22 protein-coding genes are annotated in these 19,589 nt (G+C 42.5%); 11 read left to right on the top strand and 11 right to left on the bottom strand.

Annotation, left to right across the window (positions count from 1 at the left end; genetic code table 11):
- Nucleotide 1: 1 nt before the first annotated feature.
- From ACMFNG_RS04940 to glmA, 4 genes are read left to right on the top strand one after another with little or no spacing between them, the layout of a single operon-like run.
- The gene (locus ACMFNG_RS04940; RefSeq protein ID WP_011012353.1) at nucleotides 2–970 is read left to right on the top strand and encodes an ABC transporter ATP-binding protein; all 969 of its coding nucleotides are present in this window, start codon (nucleotides 2–4) and stop codon (nucleotides 968–970) included.
- The gene (locus ACMFNG_RS04935) at nucleotides 963–1,928 is read left to right on the top strand and encodes an ABC transporter ATP-binding protein (protein ID WP_011011475.1); all 966 of its coding nucleotides are present in this window, start codon (nucleotides 963–965) and stop codon (nucleotides 1,926–1,928) included. Before ACMFNG_RS04940 ends, ACMFNG_RS04935 begins: the two co-directional genes overlap by 8 nt.
- Nucleotides 1,925–2,902: a glucosamine-6-phosphate deaminase gene (glmD, locus tag ACMFNG_RS04930; protein WP_011011476.1), complete on the top strand. Its 978-nt coding sequence runs from the start codon at nucleotides 1,925–1,927 to the stop codon at nucleotides 2,900–2,902. Before ACMFNG_RS04935 ends, glmD begins: the two co-directional genes overlap by 4 nt.
- A gap of 2 nt (nucleotides 2,903–2,904) precedes the next feature.
- Complete coding sequence (gene glmA / locus ACMFNG_RS04925) at nucleotides 2,905–5,238, top strand: exo-beta-D-glucosaminidase (RefSeq protein WP_014835124.1); 2,334 nt, start codon at nucleotides 2,905–2,907, stop codon at nucleotides 5,236–5,238.
- Here the strand turns inward: glmA and ACMFNG_RS04920 are convergent.
- The gene (locus tag ACMFNG_RS04920) at nucleotides 5,235–6,170 is read right to left on the bottom strand and encodes an RIO1 family regulatory kinase/ATPase (protein WP_430515248.1); all 936 of its coding nucleotides are present in this window, start codon (nucleotides 6,168–6,170) and stop codon (nucleotides 5,235–5,237) included. The genes glmA and ACMFNG_RS04920 overlap by 4 nt on opposite strands.
- Nucleotides 6,171–6,240: 70 nt before the next feature.
- On the opposite strand from ACMFNG_RS04920, the gene ACMFNG_RS04915 reads away from it, so the two are divergent.
- Nucleotides 6,241–7,293 (top strand): DUF835 domain-containing protein, encoded by a 1,053-nt coding sequence (locus ACMFNG_RS04915; RefSeq protein WP_430515247.1) that lies wholly within the window; start codon nucleotides 6,241–6,243, stop codon nucleotides 7,291–7,293.
- Here ACMFNG_RS04915 and ACMFNG_RS04910 read toward each other — a convergent pair.
- From ACMFNG_RS04910 to ACMFNG_RS04890, 5 genes are read right to left on the bottom strand one after another with little or no spacing between them, the layout of a single operon-like run.
- A complete protein-coding gene (locus ACMFNG_RS04910) occupies nucleotides 7,273–7,851 on the bottom strand; it encodes an AAA family ATPase (protein WP_430515246.1) in 579 nt (192 codons plus the stop codon). The genes ACMFNG_RS04915 and ACMFNG_RS04910 overlap by 21 nt on opposite strands.
- Nucleotides 7,848–8,648, bottom strand: a complete 801-nt coding sequence (locus ACMFNG_RS04905) for a hypothetical protein (RefSeq protein WP_430515245.1) — start codon at nucleotides 8,646–8,648, stop codon at nucleotides 7,848–7,850. Before ACMFNG_RS04905 ends, ACMFNG_RS04910 begins: the two co-directional genes overlap by 4 nt.
- Nucleotides 8,649–8,657: 9 nt before the next feature.
- Complete coding sequence (locus ACMFNG_RS04900; RefSeq protein WP_430515244.1) at nucleotides 8,658–9,413, bottom strand: sulfite exporter TauE/SafE family protein; 756 nt, start codon at nucleotides 9,411–9,413, stop codon at nucleotides 8,658–8,660.
- Nucleotides 9,414–9,424: 11 nt separating this feature from the next.
- Nucleotides 9,425–10,423, bottom strand: a complete 999-nt coding sequence (locus ACMFNG_RS04895; RefSeq protein ID WP_011011483.1) for a M20/M25/M40 family metallo-hydrolase — start codon at nucleotides 10,421–10,423, stop codon at nucleotides 9,425–9,427.
- Nucleotides 10,424–10,436: 13 nt separating this feature from the next.
- Nucleotides 10,437–11,438, bottom strand: coding sequence for an NAD(P)-dependent oxidoreductase (locus tag ACMFNG_RS04890; RefSeq protein ID WP_011011484.1), 1,002 nt, complete (start codon nucleotides 11,436–11,438; stop codon nucleotides 10,437–10,439).
- A 190-nt stretch (nucleotides 11,439–11,628) separates the two neighbouring features.
- Here ACMFNG_RS04890 and ACMFNG_RS04885 point away from each other — a divergent pair, with 190 nt between their 5' ends.
- From ACMFNG_RS04885 to ACMFNG_RS04870, 4 genes are all read left to right on the top strand, one after another.
- Nucleotides 11,629–12,921: a sodium-dependent transporter gene (locus ACMFNG_RS04885; RefSeq protein ID WP_011011485.1), complete on the top strand. Its 1,293-nt coding sequence runs from the start codon at nucleotides 11,629–11,631 to the stop codon at nucleotides 12,919–12,921.
- Between the two features lie 150 nt (nucleotides 12,922–13,071).
- On the top strand, nucleotides 13,072–13,581 hold the full coding sequence (locus ACMFNG_RS04880) for a MogA/MoaB family molybdenum cofactor biosynthesis protein (RefSeq protein ID WP_011011486.1): 510 nt from the start codon (nucleotides 13,072–13,074) through the stop codon (nucleotides 13,579–13,581).
- A gap of 48 nt (nucleotides 13,582–13,629) precedes the next feature.
- Nucleotides 13,630–14,607: a metal ABC transporter solute-binding protein, Zn/Mn family gene (locus ACMFNG_RS04875; RefSeq protein WP_011011487.1), complete on the top strand. Its 978-nt coding sequence runs from the start codon at nucleotides 13,630–13,632 to the stop codon at nucleotides 14,605–14,607.
- A 48-nt stretch (nucleotides 14,608–14,655) separates the two neighbouring features.
- Nucleotides 14,656–15,849, top strand: coding sequence for a redox-regulated ATPase YchF (locus ACMFNG_RS04870; protein ID WP_011011488.1), 1,194 nt, complete (start codon nucleotides 14,656–14,658; stop codon nucleotides 15,847–15,849).
- Nucleotides 15,850–15,862: 13 nt separating this feature from the next.
- Here ACMFNG_RS04870 and pfdA read toward each other — a convergent pair whose 3' ends face one another.
- Genes pfdA through ACMFNG_RS04845 form a run of 5 tightly spaced genes read right to left on the bottom strand, consistent with a single transcriptional unit; the run spans nucleotide 15,863 to nucleotide 17,738 of the window.
- Nucleotides 15,863–16,303 (bottom strand): prefoldin subunit alpha, encoded by a 441-nt coding sequence (gene pfdA, locus ACMFNG_RS04865; protein ID WP_011011489.1) that lies wholly within the window; start codon nucleotides 16,301–16,303, stop codon nucleotides 15,863–15,865.
- A gap of 24 nt (nucleotides 16,304–16,327) precedes the next feature.
- On the bottom strand, nucleotides 16,328–16,561 hold the full coding sequence (gene rpl18a, locus ACMFNG_RS04860; protein ID WP_011011490.1) for a 50S ribosomal protein L18Ae: 234 nt from the start codon (nucleotides 16,559–16,561) through the stop codon (nucleotides 16,328–16,330).
- Nucleotides 16,562–16,574: 13 nt separating this feature from the next.
- On the bottom strand, nucleotides 16,575–17,258 hold the full coding sequence (locus ACMFNG_RS04855) for a translation initiation factor IF-6 (protein ID WP_011011491.1): 684 nt from the start codon (nucleotides 17,256–17,258) through the stop codon (nucleotides 16,575–16,577).
- Between the two features lie 26 nt (nucleotides 17,259–17,284).
- Nucleotides 17,285–17,572, bottom strand: coding sequence for a 50S ribosomal protein L31e (locus ACMFNG_RS04850; protein ID WP_014835121.1), 288 nt, complete (start codon nucleotides 17,570–17,572; stop codon nucleotides 17,285–17,287).
- Nucleotides 17,573–17,582: 10 nt separating this feature from the next.
- Complete coding sequence (locus ACMFNG_RS04845) at nucleotides 17,583–17,738, bottom strand: 50S ribosomal protein L39e (protein WP_011011493.1); 156 nt, start codon at nucleotides 17,736–17,738, stop codon at nucleotides 17,583–17,585.
- A gap of 126 nt (nucleotides 17,739–17,864) precedes the next feature.
- On the opposite strand from ACMFNG_RS04845, the gene serK reads away from it, so the two are divergent.
- Both serK and ACMFNG_RS04835 read left to right on the top strand, forming a co-directional pair.
- Nucleotides 17,865–18,593, top strand: a complete 729-nt coding sequence (gene serK / locus ACMFNG_RS04840; RefSeq protein WP_014835120.1) for an L-serine kinase SerK — start codon at nucleotides 17,865–17,867, stop codon at nucleotides 18,591–18,593.
- 48 nt (nucleotides 18,594–18,641) lie between these two features.
- Complete coding sequence (locus tag ACMFNG_RS04835; protein ID WP_011011495.1) at nucleotides 18,642–19,562, top strand: hypothetical protein; 921 nt, start codon at nucleotides 18,642–18,644, stop codon at nucleotides 19,560–19,562.
- Nucleotides 19,563–19,589 lie beyond the last annotated feature (27 nt).

Below are 19,589 nucleotides of genomic sequence, written 5' to 3'. Positions count from 1 at the left end.
GATGCTTAAGGTTGAGAATCTCAAGATTTACTACTCAACCCCAATCGGATTTGTAAAAGCAGTTGATGGAGTAAGTTTCGAAGTCAAGAAGGGGGAAGTGTTTGGAATTGCTGGAGAGAGCGGTTGTGGGAAATCAACCCTCGTCCACTCCCTAATCCTCAGAAAACCACCAATGACACACAAGGGTGGGAAGGCAATCTTCAAGGGGAAGGATTTAATGAAACTCTCGAGGGAGGAGGCAAGAAAAATCCAATACAAGGAGTTATCAATAATCCCACAATACGCAATGAACGCCCTAAACCCAACGAAAAAAATCAAGGACATAGTATGGGATTTAGCAAGAGAACACGGCATGCAAGATAGAGAGGAAGTCGAAAAACTCTTGAAAGAAAGACTAAGCATGGTAAAACTCTCACCAAAGGTCGCCGAAATGTACCCAGTGGAATTGAGTGGAGGAATGAGGCAGAGAGCCACAATGGTAGTCTCAACCCTCCTAAACCCAGACTTGCTAATTGCTGATGAGCTAACATCAGCCCTAGACGTGACAACACAAAGAGTTGTCATTGAATTACTCCACTACTTCATGCAGGAGGGGATTGTAAAATCAATAATCTTCGTTACACACGATCTAGCCTTGCTAAAACAGATTGCAGACAGGGTTATGGTGATGTACGCGGGGAAGGTTGTTGAAATCGGGCCAATGGAGGAGGTTTTAGAATCCCCAGCCCACCCCTACACGCAAATGCTCCTCGACTCCCTCCCAAGAATGGGTGTACACTACAAGAGGCAAAAACTCCACGGAATCCCAGGTTATCCAATAAGCCTACTAAACCCACCCCAAGGTTGCAGATTCTACACAAGATGCCCCTACGCAATGGAACACTGTCCAAAAATAGAGCCAAAATTAGTCCAAGTCTCCAAAGAGCATTACGCAGCCTGCCACCTCCTCGGGGGTGAGGGAAGTGCTTGAACTCGAGAATGTGACAAAAACCTTCACCTCGGGACTCTTTGGTGGATATGAGATTAGGGCAGTGGATGGAGTATCATTCAAGGTTGAGGAGGGTGAGATAGTAAGCTTGATAGGGGAGAGTGGGAGTGGGAAGACTACAATCGGAAAACTAATCCTAAGGTTGATTAAGCCAACTTCTGGGAGGATACTCTTCAAGGGGGAGGACATTTGGAGTTTTGACAAGGAGAGGTTGAGGAGGTATTATTACAAGAACGTGCAGGCAGTCTTCCAAGACCCCTTCGCCAGCTTCAACCCCCTCCACAAGGTTGACAGAGTCTTCGACCTAGTATTCAAGAACTTCCTGGGGAATGTTGGTGAAGAGGAGAAAAAAGAAATGATCAAGAGGAGTTTAGAAAGCGTAGGCCTTAACCCCAGTGAAGTGTTGGGAAAATACCCACACCAGTTGAGTGGAGGGCAATTACAAAGAATCCTAATTGCCAGGGCATTACTCGTTGAACCATCACTCTTGATTGCAGATGAGGCAGTGTCAATGCTCGATGCTTCAACTAGAATTGACATTCTAAACTTGTTGGGCGAATTCAGGGATAGGGTTGGGACTTCAGTAATCTTCATTACACATGATTTAGCCTTGGGTTATTACATTAGTGATAAGGTTGTGATCATGTACAGGGGGAGGATTGTCGAGTGGGGTGATGCTGAGAAAATCTTCAACAACCCCCTACACCCCTACACGAGAATGTTGCTGGAGAGTGTTCCTGACTTGAATGTGAAGTGGGAGTTTAAGGGGATTGAGCCTGAGAGGGAAGAGGAAGGGATTTATGAGATTCAAGGCTGCAGGTACGCGCCCAGATGCCCTTACGCTAGAGAAGAATGCTACAAAAAACCACCACAAACAACCCAACCAGAAAAAAACCACCACGTAGCATGCTACCTCTATGAAAGGGGTGAGGCTTTATGAAAACGCTAACAGAGATTAAACAAACTCCTAAAGGTATAATCAAGGCAGATGAGAGCTTTAATCAGGTGAAAGATAAAATAAGACTACCACGCCGCATCCTATACCTGGGATGCGGCTCTTCCCACTTTTTAGCCAAGCTCTTAGCAATGGTCACAAACATGCACGGAGGAACTGGAGTAGCCCTACCTTGTTCGGAGTTCCTCTATTCTAAAGAAGCATATCCAATAGGGAAACCAGAACTAGTAGTTGGGATATCAAGGTCAGGAGAAACAACAGAAGTTCTTCTGGCCCTAGAAAAGATCAATACTCCAAAGCTTGGAATCTCTGCCTATGAAAGCTCTCTAACTAGAGCTTGCGATTATTCCCTGGTTGTTCCCACTATAGAAGAGAGCGTCGTGATGACGCATTCATTTACAGCCTTTTACTTTGCATATCTCCAGTTACTGAGACACTCTTATGGACTTCCATTATTAGAGGCCACTGAAGTTGCCAAAGCGACTGAAAAGGCTCTTGAATACGAGAATTATATAAAGGAGATAGTGGAAGATTTTGATTTCCAAAATGTAATCTTCCTGGGTTCAGGGTTGTTATATCCAGTGGCCCTAGAGGCCAGTCTAAAAATGAAGGAAATGGCGATATTCTGGAGTGAAGCTTATCCAACATTCGAGGTAAGACATGGTTTCAAGGCAATAGCAGATGAAAACACTCTAGTTGTGCTAATGGCCCAGGAACTTTTTGAATGGCATAAGAAGCTCGTTAATGAGTTCAAAGGTCAAAGAGCAAGAGTATTATTAATCTCAAATTCTCAACAGGAGTTTGGGCAAGACTATTCTATAGAGGTTCCCAGGTTGAGCAAGGATGCAACCCCAATTCCCTATCTTCCTGTGGTTCAGCTTCTTTCCTATTATAAAGCCGTAGCTCGGGGATTAAATCCAGACAATCCCAGGTTTTTAGATAAAGTTGTGAGGTGGTAAACATGAGGGTTAGTCATGATGGTAAAACCTATCTTCTTGATGGTAAAAGGATTGTTGTTTATGGAGGTACCCTTCAGTATTTTAGAGTTCCCAGGAACTCCTGGGAAAGAATGCTAAAGAAAATGAAGTCTCACGGGCTAAACACCATTGATACGTACATTGCTTGGAATTGGCACGAGCCCCAAGAAGGACTCTTCGACTTTACTGGCGAAACTCACCCCCAAAGAGATCTCGTCGGTTTTCTTGATCTAGCACAAAAACTCGGCTTTTACGTTATCATAAGACCTGGCCCATACATTTGTGGAGAGTGGAAAAATGGAGGCATCCCTGAGTGGTTGATTAACTCTCATCCAGAAATACTTGCAAAAGGCCCGAATGGTACTCTTCCAAGGGATATATACTATCCTCCAATCACATACCTCCATCCCACTTACTTGGAATATGTAATGAAGTGGTATGAGAATGTTTTTCCTATAATAAAAGAATATCTGTACTCCAATGGGGGGCCTATAATAAACGTGACGATTGATGACGAACCTTCCTACTGGGAAACCATCTTCCAGGCATTCTTGACCGATTACAACGAAATAGTAGTTAAGGAGAATGGGATCTGGCACTCTTGGCTAAAGGAAAACTACCAGTTGGATGAATTGGAGGAGAGATACGGTCAGAAGTTTTCAGATTATGCTGAGATTGTCCCACCAACGTCATTCTCAGAGCCCCTTCCAAAGATACTCGACTGGCATCACTTCAAGATATGGATGATCAACGAGTACGTAAGGATACTCTACGAAAAGATAAAGAAGTACGTTGATGTTCCAATTAGCATTTTAGATCCCTATTTACTCTTAGCCGCATGGAAGGAGTTTTACCTCTACGTAACCAAGCACAAGCTCGACATCCACCTATGGACGGAGTTCTGGTACTCATTCTACAGAACATTTGACTTCAAAGAAGACAGACTCGGCCACCTCTACTATAAGACGGGGGTTTATAGATATTACATAAACAAGCTGAAGACTCCCCCACTAAGCATAGAGACCCAAACATCCCTCGCCAATGTTATAGAGAAGGATGAGGCCGAGCTCCTCTATGCCCTCCTTCCAGCTTTGGGAATCCACAACATAAACTACTATCTCTACGTGGGTGGCGAAAATCCGAAAGGTTATGAATCACACAACGGAGCTACCTGGGACGTGTATTCCCCCATAGGATTGGATGGAAGAGAAAGACAGCACGTGGAACCAATAAAGTGGATTGGCGAGTTCTTAAAGTCTAACATGGACTTCATCGAGTCCCAACTAAAGCCAAAAGTTGCCTTTGGGATGTACGAGCCTTATGAAGCCTTAAGCATGTGGGGACATCGGCCAGAAAGCTTCGAAGAGAGCGTAAATCTCCAAGAATATCTCTTTGGGGAGAGAGGATTGCTCACACTCTTGGCCATGAGCAATGTTCCCTTTGACGTCATAGACCTTGAACTTTCCACTGTAGAGGAGATGCTCCAATATGAGCAGATTTGGATTTACAGCCTGGATTTCATGAGCAGAGAAGTTCAAGAAAAGCTTGCTAGATACGTGGAAGAGGGAGGAAACCTCGTGATCCTACCAACCCTTCCATCCCTTGATGAGAACATGAAGCCCTACACAAAGCTGAGGGACTTCCTAGGAATTGAAGTTGAGAAGGCCAAGGCAAGGGATAACATGAGGTTAATTCCCTACATCAGCGTTGATGCAGAGGAGATAGACAGGATGGTCGTCAGAAACGTCGTTAGGGAGGTTAAAGGAGGGAAAGCTATAGCTTGGGTTGGAGATAAAGTAGTAGGGGTTATGGTAAGGAAAGGAAAAGGTTCTGCAGTTGTCTTAGGGTTCAGGCTTCAGTACTACTCGAGCTACCACGATCTACACAGGAAGTTTGTTGATAAGATACTCCAGCTCCAAGGGATTGAAAGGGATTTTGAAGTCTCAAACAGAGACATAATAGTAATTCCAAGAGGGAATTATCTGGTGGTGGTAAATCCCAGGGACGACAAGGTTACTGGAAAAGTTAGATACAGGGGTGTCGAGTTTAATGTTGAGCTTAATAAGAGGGGAGTTCTCTACATCCCAATTAATGTGGAAATAAACGGCATTAAGGTGCTCTATGCCACAGCAACTCCAGTGGGAAGGGGAGAGGGAACAATTAGATTTAGAAACCATTTGGCAAATGTAACTGAAATTGCAATTAACGGCAAGATCAAGGAAGTCTCAGGGGGGTATATCCTCCAAGAGAAGAGCTCAGGAGAGAAAAACATCTATGTGATAAAACACGAGAGCGAAACATTCGAAATAAGAGTTTAGCTTTCTTCCTTTTCCCTTCTCCCTATTTGCCAGGCCTCATAAAATCTCTTCCATTCTTCCTCAAAGTCTCTCTTAACCCCCCATCTCCTTCTAAATGCGTTCAACAACACGGAAATATCTCTCTTTAGCAATTCCAAGCTTTCGGGATTTACACAGCTCAAATACTGGGCCCAGTCTATTATTAAGATGTCGTTATCCCTCGTTATAACTATATTAAACTCGCTCATGTCCCCATGTACAATTCCAAACTTGACTATCTTCTCATACTCATCCAAAACTTTTCCCAGGATTTCCTCTGCTTCTTCTTTCGTTAGATCAGTGTCCCTAAGCTCTGCCAACTCCACACCATCAATGAACTCCATAACTATGGCATGTCTATTCCATGCTATTGGCTTTGGAACCTTTGCAAAAGAGCTCAACAACACTAAAGCTTCATGTTCCTTCTTCGCTATTAGTCTTGAAACATAAAGCCAGCTCTTGTGGTGCTTGTCTGCAAAGACGTCGCTGTGGTAATAGGCCTTTCTGGCACTTGTCCTCTCCCCAATTCTGTTGAATTTAATGGCAACTTTCTCTCCCTGGGGAGTTATTGCCACATAAACATCTGCATCCTTTCCAACTCCTATGTGAGTTGAGCTAATGGCCTCGATAACTCCCTTCTTTGCAAAGGCCCTTATCGCCAAAGCATCATAGCCATGAATAGTTAGCTGGTAACCAATGTATCCTATGTCACTTCTCCTAATAACTAGGCCCAACTTGTCGAGTTTGCCAAGCCTATAGCTTGCGCTCTCTAAGTCTATTCTAGCAAACTTTGCTATCTCCTCCAGAGGCACCCATTTATAGTGTCTCATATTAAGCTCGACAGCCCTAAGTAGCCTGAAGTCTATATCTTTAAGCTTTGGGTAAGCTTCTAGCGCAAGTAGCTTGCTAACCATACTCAAATAAACGTTAAGTTTGAGAATTTTAAAGGTAACGTTAAAATACTTCTTCTTCCTAGATTAACACATGAGTATGCTTGAGATTGCAATGGTAATCACGGCTTTAATAAAACTATCTGGAGCTGGTTACCTTATTAGAGTATATCGGAAGACTAGGAGGAAATCATCGCTAATGTTTGCAACTGCCTTGGTAATGTACTCTCTACATACGTTCTCTGATCTCTTGGGTAATTACTTTTTGAATCAAATCTCGATAGCATTGACTTCAGCATTAATATTTAGCTCGATCTATTATCTTAGAAGTGAAGAGGAAAGTTTGGCTTCAAGATCAGTCCACATTTTGATGTCCTTTACCCCAATTATTGTTACCCTCTACACATGGTTGCTGTACAAGATAAAAATAGATTTTGAATTGTGGGGAATAACAGCAGTAAATTGGGGAGTCTCGGGGTTCTTTATATTGTTGTCTGGAATACTTGCCCTTGAACTCAGGAAAACTTTCAGTAAGGACATTCTATGGCTGGCACTTCCATTAATAGCGATAGGTGCTCATGAAATGGACTATCCCTTCCTTAGGCCTGTTCAATGGTTTACCCCGATAGGTTTCCTGCTTGCAGCAGCATTGGTTGTGCTCTTAGTCTATGGGATTGTTGTAGTTTTTGGAAGTGAAGTTTATTTCAAAGAAGAACACGCCAAGAGGCCAATCCAACTTAATTTATCCCCCGGAAGTGTTGTTATGACAACTCAAGAATTTAATAAGGTAATGCCAAGCCTTAAGGAATTCCCCACTCTAGCTTTTGTCAGGAACTTGAAACCTCCTGAGAACTGGTACTCGTACTTCATTACTCGGATTCAAGAAGATGAAAACACCCTTAATCCAACGAACTTGCCTAGAATGCTCGAGCTTTCCAGGAAGTATCTCCAGTCTGTTAAGAATGGTATAGTTGTCATTGACAGCCTTGAATACCTCTCGCTATACAATGGCTTCGAAAACACCCTCAAGTACCTTGCACTTATCAGAGATTACGCTCTCATAAATGGTGGGACACTAATAATAGTCACAGATAGGAAGATTTGGAATGAAAGGGAGTGGGCCCAATTAATGAGCTTGTTCTCCTAGCCCTATAGCTGAAATCACTTTGTTTTTAAGGTCTTCAAGAGTCCCTTCGTTCGCTATCACTATATCCGCCACTTCCTTTATCTTCGTTGTGCTGTAAAGTTTCTCCTCCCACTCGTCAAACTTTAGCAAATCCTCCAAAGAATTTATTCCCTTATCTTTTTCCGCCCCTCTTAACTTTAGCCTCTCAAACCTTATCTCAGGTCTGGCCTCTACGTAAATTAAAATTCCTCCCATCTTTTTTATTGCTTTCACTTCTCCCATGGACCTTACGCCATCAACAACTATATTCTTACAATGCCTAAGCTTATCTACCGCAAGCCTTATTAGAACGTCTTCTCCATACTTCTCCTTAAGAATCCTCCCCAGCTCAATCAAATTCTCCCTCGTTGGCTCACCCTTGAATTCGACTTCTGGAACCCAGGAATACCCTTGAGTGTTACCCGTTAAAATGTCAACTAAAGGCTCGCTACAGCTTATTCTACAAAATCCAAGTTCCTCCAAGATCTTTGCCACTGTAGTTTTTCCAGCCGCTATTTTTCCCGCAATTCCTATTATCAATGCTTCCACCCCCACCAGATAATCTTGGCACCATCAGTGGCCTCCATAAGGCCATCTCCAACCTGCTCCACAACATAATCTATTAGGTCTTCTTTTTGGAAAACTGCTGGTCTTGTTTCTCCAAATAAGTATTTGGTCTCAAAGTAACCTATTCCAAAGAATCTCATTGGATTTATCAAGATAACATCCTTCTCTACTTTGCAGCATTCTTGGAACTCTGAAATTGCAATTTCAACATTTTCATTTCTTGAAATTTCTGCCACAAAACTTGAATCTGGGAAAAATAGCTCCCTCAGAGGTCTATCAACGACTTTATAATTCAATTTAGGAAATGTGTATCTTATCCCATATACGCTTTGTTCCTTGAACATTAATTCTCCAAATCCCAGAAGGGCTGGAGCATTAAACGTGAGGAAAATCAATCCCTTCTCCTTCTTTTTAATTTGGGGCCAGTTTCTTGGTGGAAAGTTAAATTCCGCTTCAATTATTGGAATAAGGAAATCCAGACCATGCTCCTCTGCAAATTTTAGGCTCTTCTTTAAAGTCTCTCTTTTTACTAGCAAGTCAAGAGTAGTATAAACCGTCACAAGGTTAACTCCCAAGATTTCCCTCAGCTTTCCTATGACCAGACTACTTCCAATGATAACGCTTTTGTCAGTTCTATCGTGGGCTATTATGAAAAGTTTATCGCCTTCCTTGTCATACCTTATCTCATCTATCTCAAAGGGAGAGAGAGGCAGGCCGTGTTCCTTTCTTATTTGTATAATCAGCTCCTCTATCTCTTCCTTTGTTATCATTCTACCACCTCAGGGTATTGGAAATCCAAGGCCTTTTAGTATCATCCTAACAGCCAATATTGCCATAACTATTGAAAACATTCCCTTAAGGCTTTTAGCTCTCGTCTTTTTAGCTAGTCTAGCCCCAATTTGAGCCCCTATAATAAGCCCAGGAACGAGGAATGGGAGCCAGATGATCTGAACATTTCCTAGCATGTAATGCTTTATTGCCCCACTTAGGGAAGTGAACACTATTGCAAAGCTTGAGGTTGCCACGGCGTAGTGGATAGGCATTCCAAGCCAGGTTAGGAATGGGACGTTTATTATACCCCCTCCTACTCCCAGGAGGCCACTTGCTATTCCTGAGAAAAATCCTCCAACGGGTATTAATTTTTCATTGAGCTTAATCTCTTCTAACTTAACTTCGCTTGGCTCTACTGGCTTTTTCTTATACACCCTATATGCGACAAAAATCAAGGTTATACCGAAAATTACTTTGAGTTGATTCGATGGGAGAAAGGATGTCATCCAAGCTCCAATGTAGGCCCCAATTATTGCCGTACTCGCTAAAAGTATCCCCGCCCTATAGTGGATCCTTCGCTGTCTGGAGTATGCTATAGAGGAGCTGAGAGAGGTAAATACTATGCTTGCGCTTGAGGTTCCTATGGCACTGTGTATTTCAACTCCTAAAATGTTAAGGGTTGGGACTATTAGAAAGCCTCCACCAAGGCCAAACATAGCTGCAAGTATTCCTACAACTATTCCAACGAAAAAGAGAAATATCATTGCCTTCCCTCCTAGATCTCAAATGTTATTGCTTCTATTAAAGCAATTAGTGCCTCTAAATCTTTTACATTTAGCATCTCAACTTCACTGTGGAGATACTTCATTGGAACGCTCAAAGCCAAGACCTTGGACTTGTGCTGGAATACTGAAGCATCCGTTCCCCCACCTGTAACCCCTATCTGAATTGGAATGTTATTTTTCTCCGCGATTTCCCATACTTTCCTGGCCAAATCTCTTGAATAAATTGCTGAGTTGTCCACAGCCCTAATCACAGCCCCTCCTCCAAGTCTAACGTCTCCAGTCAGCTCAGAGCAACATGCAAAAGAGTCTATGGCAAATGCATATTCAGGGGAATACTTCTCTGCCAAAAACTTAGCCCCTTTCAAGCCTATCTCCTCTTGGACTGTGAATGCAAAGATGAACTTCCCACTTAACTCGTGGTCAACTAAATTCCTTATAGCTTGAACTAAAGCCACAACACCAAATCTGTCGTCTAAGCTTCTTGTGCTAACTATCTTGTTGTTCAAAACCGAGAAGTGTTTCTTAAATACGGCATAGTCAAGTGGCTTAACTCCCAGGGAGAGCGCCTCCTCTTTGCTTTCAGCTCCAATGTCTATTGTAAGCTGGTACCATGGGACTACATCTTTCACTCCTTTCACGTTGAGGTGTGGGGGAAGAGCTCCAATAACTCCATCTAATTTTCCATTTTCCGTTATAACATCAACGTGCCTCCCGTATAAAAGCCTGTCGTCAATCCCTCCGACTTTTCTAAATCTCAACTTTCCATCCTGGGTAATTCCAGTAATTAAAAGGCCAATCTCATCCATGTGGGCCATGAAAACCGCCTTTACTTCTCCCTCTCCAAGCTCCACAATTAGATTCCCGATTTCGTCAACTTTATAATCGGCATAGTCTTTTATCCATTCAATAATTTTCTCTCTAACTCTTTCCTCATACCCTGAAATCCCTGGGACTTGGGTTATCTCCTTTAGCATTTCAATTAGCTTCATCTTTCTCCCCCTCCTAAAGCATCTTTACACTTTCAATTGGCCTTATTTTTAACACTTCCTTATTTACTAAATCTTCGGGAACTATTCCTCTGAATATTGAGATGAGGTTTTCAACTGCCCTAAACCCTACATCTTCCTGAGCTTCTACAGCAAGCCCAGCATAGTGGGGAGTTAAAACAGTCTCCCACTCATACTTAAAGAGCTCATGCTCTCTAACAGGCTCATTCTCAAACACATCTGTTGCATAACCCTTCAATTTTCCTTGTTTTATGGCCTCCGTTATGGCCCTTTCATCAACCAACGCTCCCCTTCCAATGTTTACTAGGTATTTTCCTTCGAGCTTTTTCACACGTTCTTCGTTTATTATATGGTAGGTATCCTTCGTTAATGGGAGTGCAAGTATTACGATATCGCTCTTCTCCAACAATTCATCTATGTCCATGTAGGTAGCGTGAAGTTCACTTTCAACATCCACCTTCCTATGCCTTGACCAGTAGTAGAGTTCCACTCCGAAGGGAATTAGCCTTCTTGCAATTGCCTTCCCTATCGCTCCCATGCCAAGGATGCCAACCTTCTTTCCATACAAGCTTTCAATACCCTTAAAGCCAGTCCATATCTTCACATGACTCTCCCATTCTCCCCTTCTAATCAATTTATCAGCATAGTGGATTTTTCTCATTAGATTTATCAATAAACCAACTGCAAACTCAGCCACGGCTTCGCTTAACAGTCCCGAAACTTTTGTAACGTAAATCCCTTTTCTCGTGGCCTCTTCAACGTCAATATGATCATAACCAGCGGAATGACAACTTATAACCTTTAGTCTCTCAGCCTTTTCGAGAACATCTTTAGTTATCTTAGTAACGGGAGAAACTATAATCCCATCGAACTCGTGGATTTTATTCTTGAGCTCTTCCTCTGATGGATATGGAATAACCTCTACCTCGGCATACTTCTCAAGCTCTTCAAGCGCCTCCCTTTTCATTTTTAGAAGAACTCCAACTTTGGGTCTCATTTTACCACCATGTAGATGATCATCGAAAGGGGGTATAATAGTTTTTCTGAATGTTTGACAAATAAAATAGCAGAATGTTTTTATATTAAATGGACAGTTTGAGTAATTGATGCCTTATGATAGGCAGGAGTGATCGTTTTTGGATGTTCTAGTCTTATTCTCCTGATTTGTCTAACAAACCTTCTAGGAGGTGAAAGTTTTGGCAAGGGAAACTTGGGGGAGTAGAGTAGGTTTTGTTGCAGCTGCAATAGGAAGTGCTGTGGGACTTGGAAACATCTGGATGTTTCCAATGAGGGCAGGACTCTATGGAGGAGCTGCATTTCTCATCCCATATTTAGTTCTATTGTTTGCCGTGGGAGTAGTTGCCCTTACGGTAGAGTGGACGCTTGGAAGAGCAACAAAGGGCGGGCCAATTGAGGCGTTTGAAAAGACATTACCAGGTGGAAAATATCTAGGGATTCTGGTGAACGTAACTATCCTCATGATATTCGCCTTTTATTCCTTGGTGCTCGGATGGGTGATCAGATACTTCATAGCTTCACTAAGCGGTGAGCTAACAAGGATAGAACCAGATAAGTTCTTTAACGCCCTCGCCTTTAGCAGGGAGGCCCTCCTGTGGCTATTCGTAGTTATTGCATTAACAATAGCAATAGTAGCTATGGGTGTTCAGAGAGGAATCGAGAGGGCAAACAAGATCATGATGCCTCTTCTCTTCGTTCTCCTAATCGTGTTGGCAGTTAGGAGCGTTACACTACCAAACGCATACGAGGGCTTGAAGTTCTACCTACTACCAGATCTGAGCAAAATAGCAAGTGGAAAAACATGGATGATAGCACTCTCTCAGATGTTCTTCTCCCTAAGTGTTTTAGGGAATACAATGGTTGTTTATGGAAGCTATCTTAGAGAGGAGGACGACATACCGTTATCAGCAATCGCCACTGCATTCGGTGATACTGCAGTAGCGGTCACTGCTGGATTTATAGTCTTTCCAGCAGTCTTCTCATTTGGCCTTGAGCCCACAGCTGGCCCAGGGCTAGTGTTTGTAACCCTGCCAATGGTGTTCCAAAAAATGCCAGGAGGAATGATCTTCAGTGCATTGTTCTTCCTCTTGCTAATATTTGCAGGACTTTCTTCAACTGTTTCGATGCTTGAAGTTTATGTTGATTCTGCAATAACAAAGCTCAAAATCAGCAGAAAAAATGCCTCAGTGCTTTTAGGCTTGCTAACTTTCCTGGTGGGAGCACCTTCCGCACTTTATCCTGCCTACTTTGATTGGCTCATCAACATTTCAACCGTATACGTAGGTCCCCTAGGAGCATTAATAGCAGCTCTTGCCCTCATAAAGCTGGGAGTTGATAGAGCATATGAAGAACTCCAAAAAGGTGCCCTTATTAAAGTGCCAGAGCTCTGGAAGCCCTGGGTTAAGTTCCTATATCCAATAGTGATAGTGGTAATATACATCTCCCAATTCCTACTGGGGTGAGGAAAGTTGGATGTGGTTTACATAGCAGCCTTGATAGTAATCGTAATAGTCTATGGGCCTCTCTTGTGGGCTCTCTACAAGCTCTCAAAGGCTTCTTAATTTTCCTAAAACTTATTTAATTATTTTGCTGAGTTTCTAGTGGTGGATAACATGGGTGTTGAAGAGCACAAGAAGGAAGCACCAAAAACTTTCAAGTTTGGAGTTATAACGGTGAGCGATAAAGGGGCAAAGGGAGAAAGAGAAGACAAAAGCGGTCCACTCATAATAGAGGAACTCTCTAAGCTGGGGGAACACGTTTACTACAAAATAGTACCAGATGATAAGATCGAAGTATTAATAGCTCTTTTTGAGGCAATAAAGAGTGGAGCAGATGTAGTTGTAACTACGGGTGGAACTGGAATAACAAGGAGGGACATAACGATAGAGTCCATAAAGCCCCTCTTTGATAAGGAGCTGAGCTTTGGAGAGGTTTTTAGGGCCAAGAGTTATGAAGAAGTTGGGTATGCAACAGTTTTAACAAGAGCCACTGCAGGAATTATAAGAGGACAAGAAAGGATAGTCGTCGTGTTTTCCCTTCCTGGGAGCGTTAATGCCGTAAAAACTGGACTGGAAATAATAAAAAGTGAGGTCTTCCATATCCTAAAACATGCAAGAGAATGAAAAAGGCATAAAAACAATTAGGCTTTCCTAATTTAAAGGGGAAGAAAAATGAGAAAAGCAGTAGTTCTCCTAATAGCGATTACTTTATTCGTTAGGCCGGTTATATCTCAAGAAAGAGAAAAACCACTCGTTGTAACTAGCCTTCCTCCAGTTGCTTCAATAATAAAAGAGGCGCTAGGAGACAGTGTAGAAGTCGTTTATCTAGTCCCTCCCGGCGTTGAGCCCCACCAATACCAGCTCTCCCCAGAGCAGATAGCACTGCTGAAGAATGCCGATGTAATAGTAACCACAGGTCATCTGCCAGCAGAGAATAAAATAATCGAGCTAAAGAGCGAAGGAAGCATAGAGGGAATTGTCTTAGAGCCTAAAGATTACTCAGAATATGGGTTCAAATACCTACCAGAGAGGTGGTATGAGGGAAAGAATAACCCTCACGGAACATGGCTTGATCCAATGAACGCTCTAGCAATAGCTAAGGCAACTGCCGTTGCACTGTCCCAACTATATCCAGAGAAAGACCAAGAATTTTCTAAAGCATTTGAAAGATTTGAGGAAAAGGTAACAACAATAATAAAGGCATATTCTTCCATAGCAAAGGATAAAAAGGCCATAATAGAACTTCCATCTCAACAATATGCCCTTGAATGGTTGGGAATTGAGGTTATTAGCTCTATAAAGCCCGAAGCAGAAGGTCCAGCGAAATCCATAGATGAGCTCTCCACATTAAGGCCAGATATAATTGTTTATGATGAGAATACGCCAGACGTGTTAAAAAATGCAGCCTATGAACTCTCAAACAGGCTAGGAGTTCCCCTGGCGAACATAACTGTGCTGTGGACGGATAAGAATTACACCGAAGTTCTAATCCAAAATTCAAAGTCAGTAATAGGTGCCCTAAAGGAAGAAAAGAAAGTTGTCGTTAAAGAAGGTAACGAGAAAGTCCAGTACATAGCTATTTCTCTCTTAACGGGCCTAATAGTTGGAGTCTCCATAGGGGTTGTCATCAGGAAGTGTCCAGTGTTCTGAGGTAGATTTATATTCTCCCTTCCCAACTTTTATCCTTGGGATGAAAAGATGGAAATTGGAGTGGTAGGAAAACCAAATGTAGGGAAATCAACATTCTTCTCAGCCGCCACCTTGGTTGATGTGGAGATAGCAAATTACCCCTTTACCACGATAAACGCAAACGTTGGAGTTACCTACGCGATAACCGAACATCCATGTAAGGAGCTTGGCTGCACGCCAAATCCTCAAAACTATGAGTATAGAGAGGGATTAGCTTTAATTCCAGTGAAAATGATTGACGTCGCTGGTCTAGTCCCAGGAGCTCACGAAGGGAGGGGGCTTGGCAACAAGTTCTTAGATGACTTAAGAATGGCCTCTGCCCTAATTCACGTTATAGATGCCACGGGGAAAACAGATGAAGAGGGCAGGCCCACAGATTTTCATGATCCAGTGGAAGACATAGAATTCCTAGAAAGGGAGATTGATTACTGGATCTATGGAATACTAAAGAAGGGGTGGGAGAAGTTTGCAAAGAGAATAAAGCTTCAGAAAATGAAAATTGAAACCGCGATAGCGGAGCACTTAAGCGGAATTGGAGTTACTGAGAATGATGTGTGGGAGGCTATGCATAGGCTTGGCCTTCCAGATGATCCTACCGCTTGGAGTGACGAGGACTTGCTGAGCTTTGCCTCGGAGATTAGGAAGATAAACAAGCCAATGATAATAGCGGCAAATAAGGCAGATGCAGCTAGTGATGAGGATATAAAGAGATTAAAGAGAGAAGGAGAAAAGAGAGGATACATTGTAGTCCCCACCTCAGCCGCCGCTGAACTAACCCTTAGAAAAGCGGCAAAGGCTGGGTTTATTGAATACATCCCAGGATCTAGTGATTTTAAAATACTCAAAGAAATGAGTGAAAAGCAGAAAAAGGCCTTAATGTTAATCAAGGAGAGAGTTTTAGATAGGTTTGGCTCAACTGGAGTTCAAGAGGTAATAAATAAGGCAGTATTTGAGCTCCTAAAGCTGATTCCAGTGTATCCGGTGCAGGATGAGAATAAGCTAACGGATCAATTTGGAAATGTCCTTCCACATGTGTTTCTAATGAAAAAGGGCTCAACTCCCAGGGATCTAGCATTTAAAGTTCACACCGATCTTGGTAAGGGATTCCTCTATGCAATAAACGCTAAAACAAAAAGAAGAGTTGGAGAAGACTACGAGCTTCAATTCAACGATATAATAAAGATTGTTGCAGTTACCAAGTGACCTCTTTTTTTCTTCACTTCTTAAGCTTGAAGCTCATTGCTTGTTTTTGTTGGATCTCTTGTGCCTTCTTTGCTAGCTCAGCTGCTCTCTTCTGAAGCTCGTTGAGAGCTTCCTGGGTCTTTCTTATTGCTTCATCGTACTCTTTGATCCTCTCATCCAGATATTTAATTGCATCTTCAAGCGTCTTCTCAACTGCATATCCAGAACCAACGCTGATTATTGCGTTGTTCTTATCCACTATCTTTCCTTTAAGAAAAGACCCAGCACCTATAGGAACTAGAATTTCAGGATTCTCATCCTCAATTTTCATTAGGTTTTCCAGAGTTTCCTTTACAGTTTGAACCTCCGCCTGTGCTAAGCTGAGAAGCTCCAAATTTTGGGCCAAAAGCTGAGCTTGGGCCTGTACAACTTGGTACTCATAAGCAACCTTTTCCAATTCCTTATTGTTTTCCATCTTAATCACCCAATAAAAAAATAATTAAAGCTCGAGGCTGAGCCTCCTAACAACTATGTCTTCCGCTTCTTCTGGCCTAATTTCCTTGATTTCCTTGATGAATATCTTGTTCCTCTTCACTTTGTGCTTGCTTCCTATGTCTGAGTATACGAGCTCCTTTACGTCTTCCTCCTTTATTCCCCTGTACTCCTTGGTGAACTTAAACTTCCTCCCATTCTTTTCAAAATATCCGTGAACGCGGAAGACCTTCACCTTCATCGGCTCACCTCCTTCATATAAATCCTAATGCCTCTTCGATCTTAACAATTTCAGGACCAGTAGTTAGATGACCAACGACAACTCCGTAAGAGTTCGCTAACATACAGGAACCAACGTAGGGAACGCCCATGTTAGCCGTTCCAACATACACGTCAACCTTAAAGAGATCTGAAAGCCACTCTAACTCCTCATCAGTGGCCTCTGGGTGGACGAGCCCTCCCTTGTTTGTGACTACCCCAGCGCTACCAACAGCCACTATTCCTGCAATAACTCCCCTCTCAACTTCAACTCCTAAGATGTCCCCGATTTTCTTAGCTTCTTCCCTTGAAAACTTTGAGCTTACTAGCGCTCCCTTGTCATTGGTTAGGATTAAGTTACCGAGGGCAGTATACTTGGTTTGGAAGGGAACAACTTCTGTATCAATACCATATTCCCTAAAAGCATTTTTTATTTTTTCCAGCTCAGAATCCCACACATACCAAGGGACTATTATTGCGTTGGAATTTCCAGCTCCCAATACTCCAATTATTCTAGACTTCATTAAGCTAGCCTCAACAACGGGAACTTTAAGGACTTCCCTAATAACCTCTAACTTCTTCTCCTGAAGCCCTTCCCTAATTAATACAACTTTGTCAGTAGCTATCCCAAACACGCCGAGATATGGAGAATTTTCAAAGTCGAGCTTTTCTATGTGCATTAATATCACCTATTGGGAGGGGGAAGTCAGGCGAGAGTAACGTAGGCTATCCTGACAGTTTCTTCCCCCTCCCTCTTCTCTTCCTCAACTTTTACCTTAACCCTAAGCTTGCTTGGGGGCTTCTCTATTCCCCTCTCCCAAATCTTCTCGTTAACTTTAGGATCAATTATAACCTCTTGAGCTTTTGCATGCCTTGCTACGAATTCTCTAACGAACTTCACTGCCCTCGGAGCCCTCTTCCACCTGGGAACTATCTTCTTTATTTTCTTTATCGGAACTGTGAATATTACTTCCTCCCCGGCCTTAATTGCCATTTTCATCACCTCACTCCTTTAGCTTAGTCCTCCTCCAGTATCTCCTCTTCGGGTGAGTTAGTACTCTCCTATTAGTCTTTACAATAACCCACACGGGAACTCTTCTGTTCTGCTTAAGGGCCTTAGCAAGCCTGAGCTTCTTTGCAAGGGGCTTGTTCCTCGCCATCTTAATCCCTCCCGTATGATTTTAATCAGAATGTCTGTTCACCTTAGCGGAAGGAAACTTAAAAGGATTTCGCATTAAGGTTAAAGTTTAAATGAAGTTTTATAGATTTGAAATAGGGTGGCACAAATGGGTGTCGAGAAAGTCCCAAAATACGACATTCCAGTTAAGAAAGTTGAGTACGTTTTTATAGAACTCGATAAGATGAAGCCCCACGAACAGTTAGTTCAAAGAGAGCTGGAAGACTTTATAGAGAGTGTCACTGGCTCTGGAATATTCTGGAAGCCAATGCTTCTAGCCAAAATCCCAGGAACTGATGAATATTTGATTGTAGATGGTCACCACCGTTGGGCAGGCCTACAAAAGCTCGGTGCCAAGAGAGCTCCTTCAGTGATCTTAGATTACTTTGATGAAGGAGTTAAAGTCTACACCTGGTACCCAGCATTCAAAGGAGATGTAAATAAGGTGATAGAAAGACTAAAGGCCGAAGGACTTGAGGTCATTGAAGATGAAAAAGCAGAAGAAAAGGCCGAAAAAGGGGAAATAGCATTTGCCTTAATTGGTGAGAAAAGCTTTGCCATCCCAGGAGGGTTAGAGGAACAGAAGAAGGTTAGCAAGGTTCTAGACGAAATGGATCAGGCAAAAGAAATCGAACTAGTATATTATGGCCTAAAGGAAGATGCAAAGGCAGACATGGAAAAGGGGGAAATAGACTACGTCTTCATAAGGAAGGCCCCAACTAAAGAAGAAGTCATGGAGCTCGTGAAGAGAGGAGAAGTGTTCTCTCCAAAGACTACAAGGCACGTTCTACCCTTCATCCCAGACAAGATTGATGTCAAGCTTGAAGACCTCTTCTAATCGAAAATTGTATAACTTCCTTTTTCCATATTTTCTTGGTGCTCCATTATGAGGACCTCAAAGCTTGCAGTTAAGCTGTTAAAAAGCGAAAGTGGAATTGTTTATTATGACCCAATATACCATGGCAGAACTCTAAAGATCATAGGGATTGATAACGATCCAATAGAGGTCATGGAGTATTTGCTCAGGCAGTACAAGGAAGAAAAGAAGTACTCAATAATCGTTTTTGACACTTCCGGAGAGTTTCCCACCACAATGTTTGAAAAGGTTGTAAGGATTGAAGAAGGAAGACCTGCAGGATTAGATCCATTAAAAATGGCCAAAATGGGAATTATAAATGACCCATATTCTGCCGTAACAATAGTTCAAACAATTTATGAACTCGATAGGGCGTTAACTGATAAGTTATACGCGGACTTTATCGCTGGAAAAGTAAATTCCATTGAAGAAGCACTAAAAGCAAAGAAGGAATATAGTGAGGTAATAGCCGAAAGCTACACGGATTTAGATGGAATACTATTTTCGGGAGATCCAATAGTTATACCAGACACAGCCCTTATCGATCTAAGTGGATTGAAGAGCATTACACTCACAGGAATTGCATTCCTCGTACTAGCGGTAGCCTTGGAGAATAGGAGGAACATTGTATTTGGCCTTCATGACTTCGCAGTTTTGGGGTTCACTCCCGCAGGTAGCGCTGCAGTTCCCTTACTCACAAGACCTGCAAGGAGGAGAGTCGCCATAGTTGGAACTAAGTATGCCCTAGATTTCGTTTTGTCAACCCCTGGGCCTACTTTGGTACTCTACAACGATCCAGAGGTTCAGTCAATGATATATGAATCCCAGGGTGTGCCAAGTGGATTTAGGAGCTTTGTTTACAAGGGAGAAGGGGCCTACATTTGGAGGAGTCCCGAGACAGTTAACGTTGAGTTTGGAAAACTTCTATCCCAGGGTGAGGAAGGTTCTTAAATATTCCTCTGAAGTTAGAGCTGAGGT

Origin of the sequence: Pyrococcus woesei (assembly GCF_050496105.1) — an archaeon.
Lineage (GTDB): Archaea > Methanobacteriota_B > Thermococci > Thermococcales > Thermococcaceae > Pyrococcus > Pyrococcus furiosus.
The sequence above is the reverse complement of the archived record's forward strand: the minus strand, read 5'-3'. Positions and strand labels throughout refer to the sequence as shown.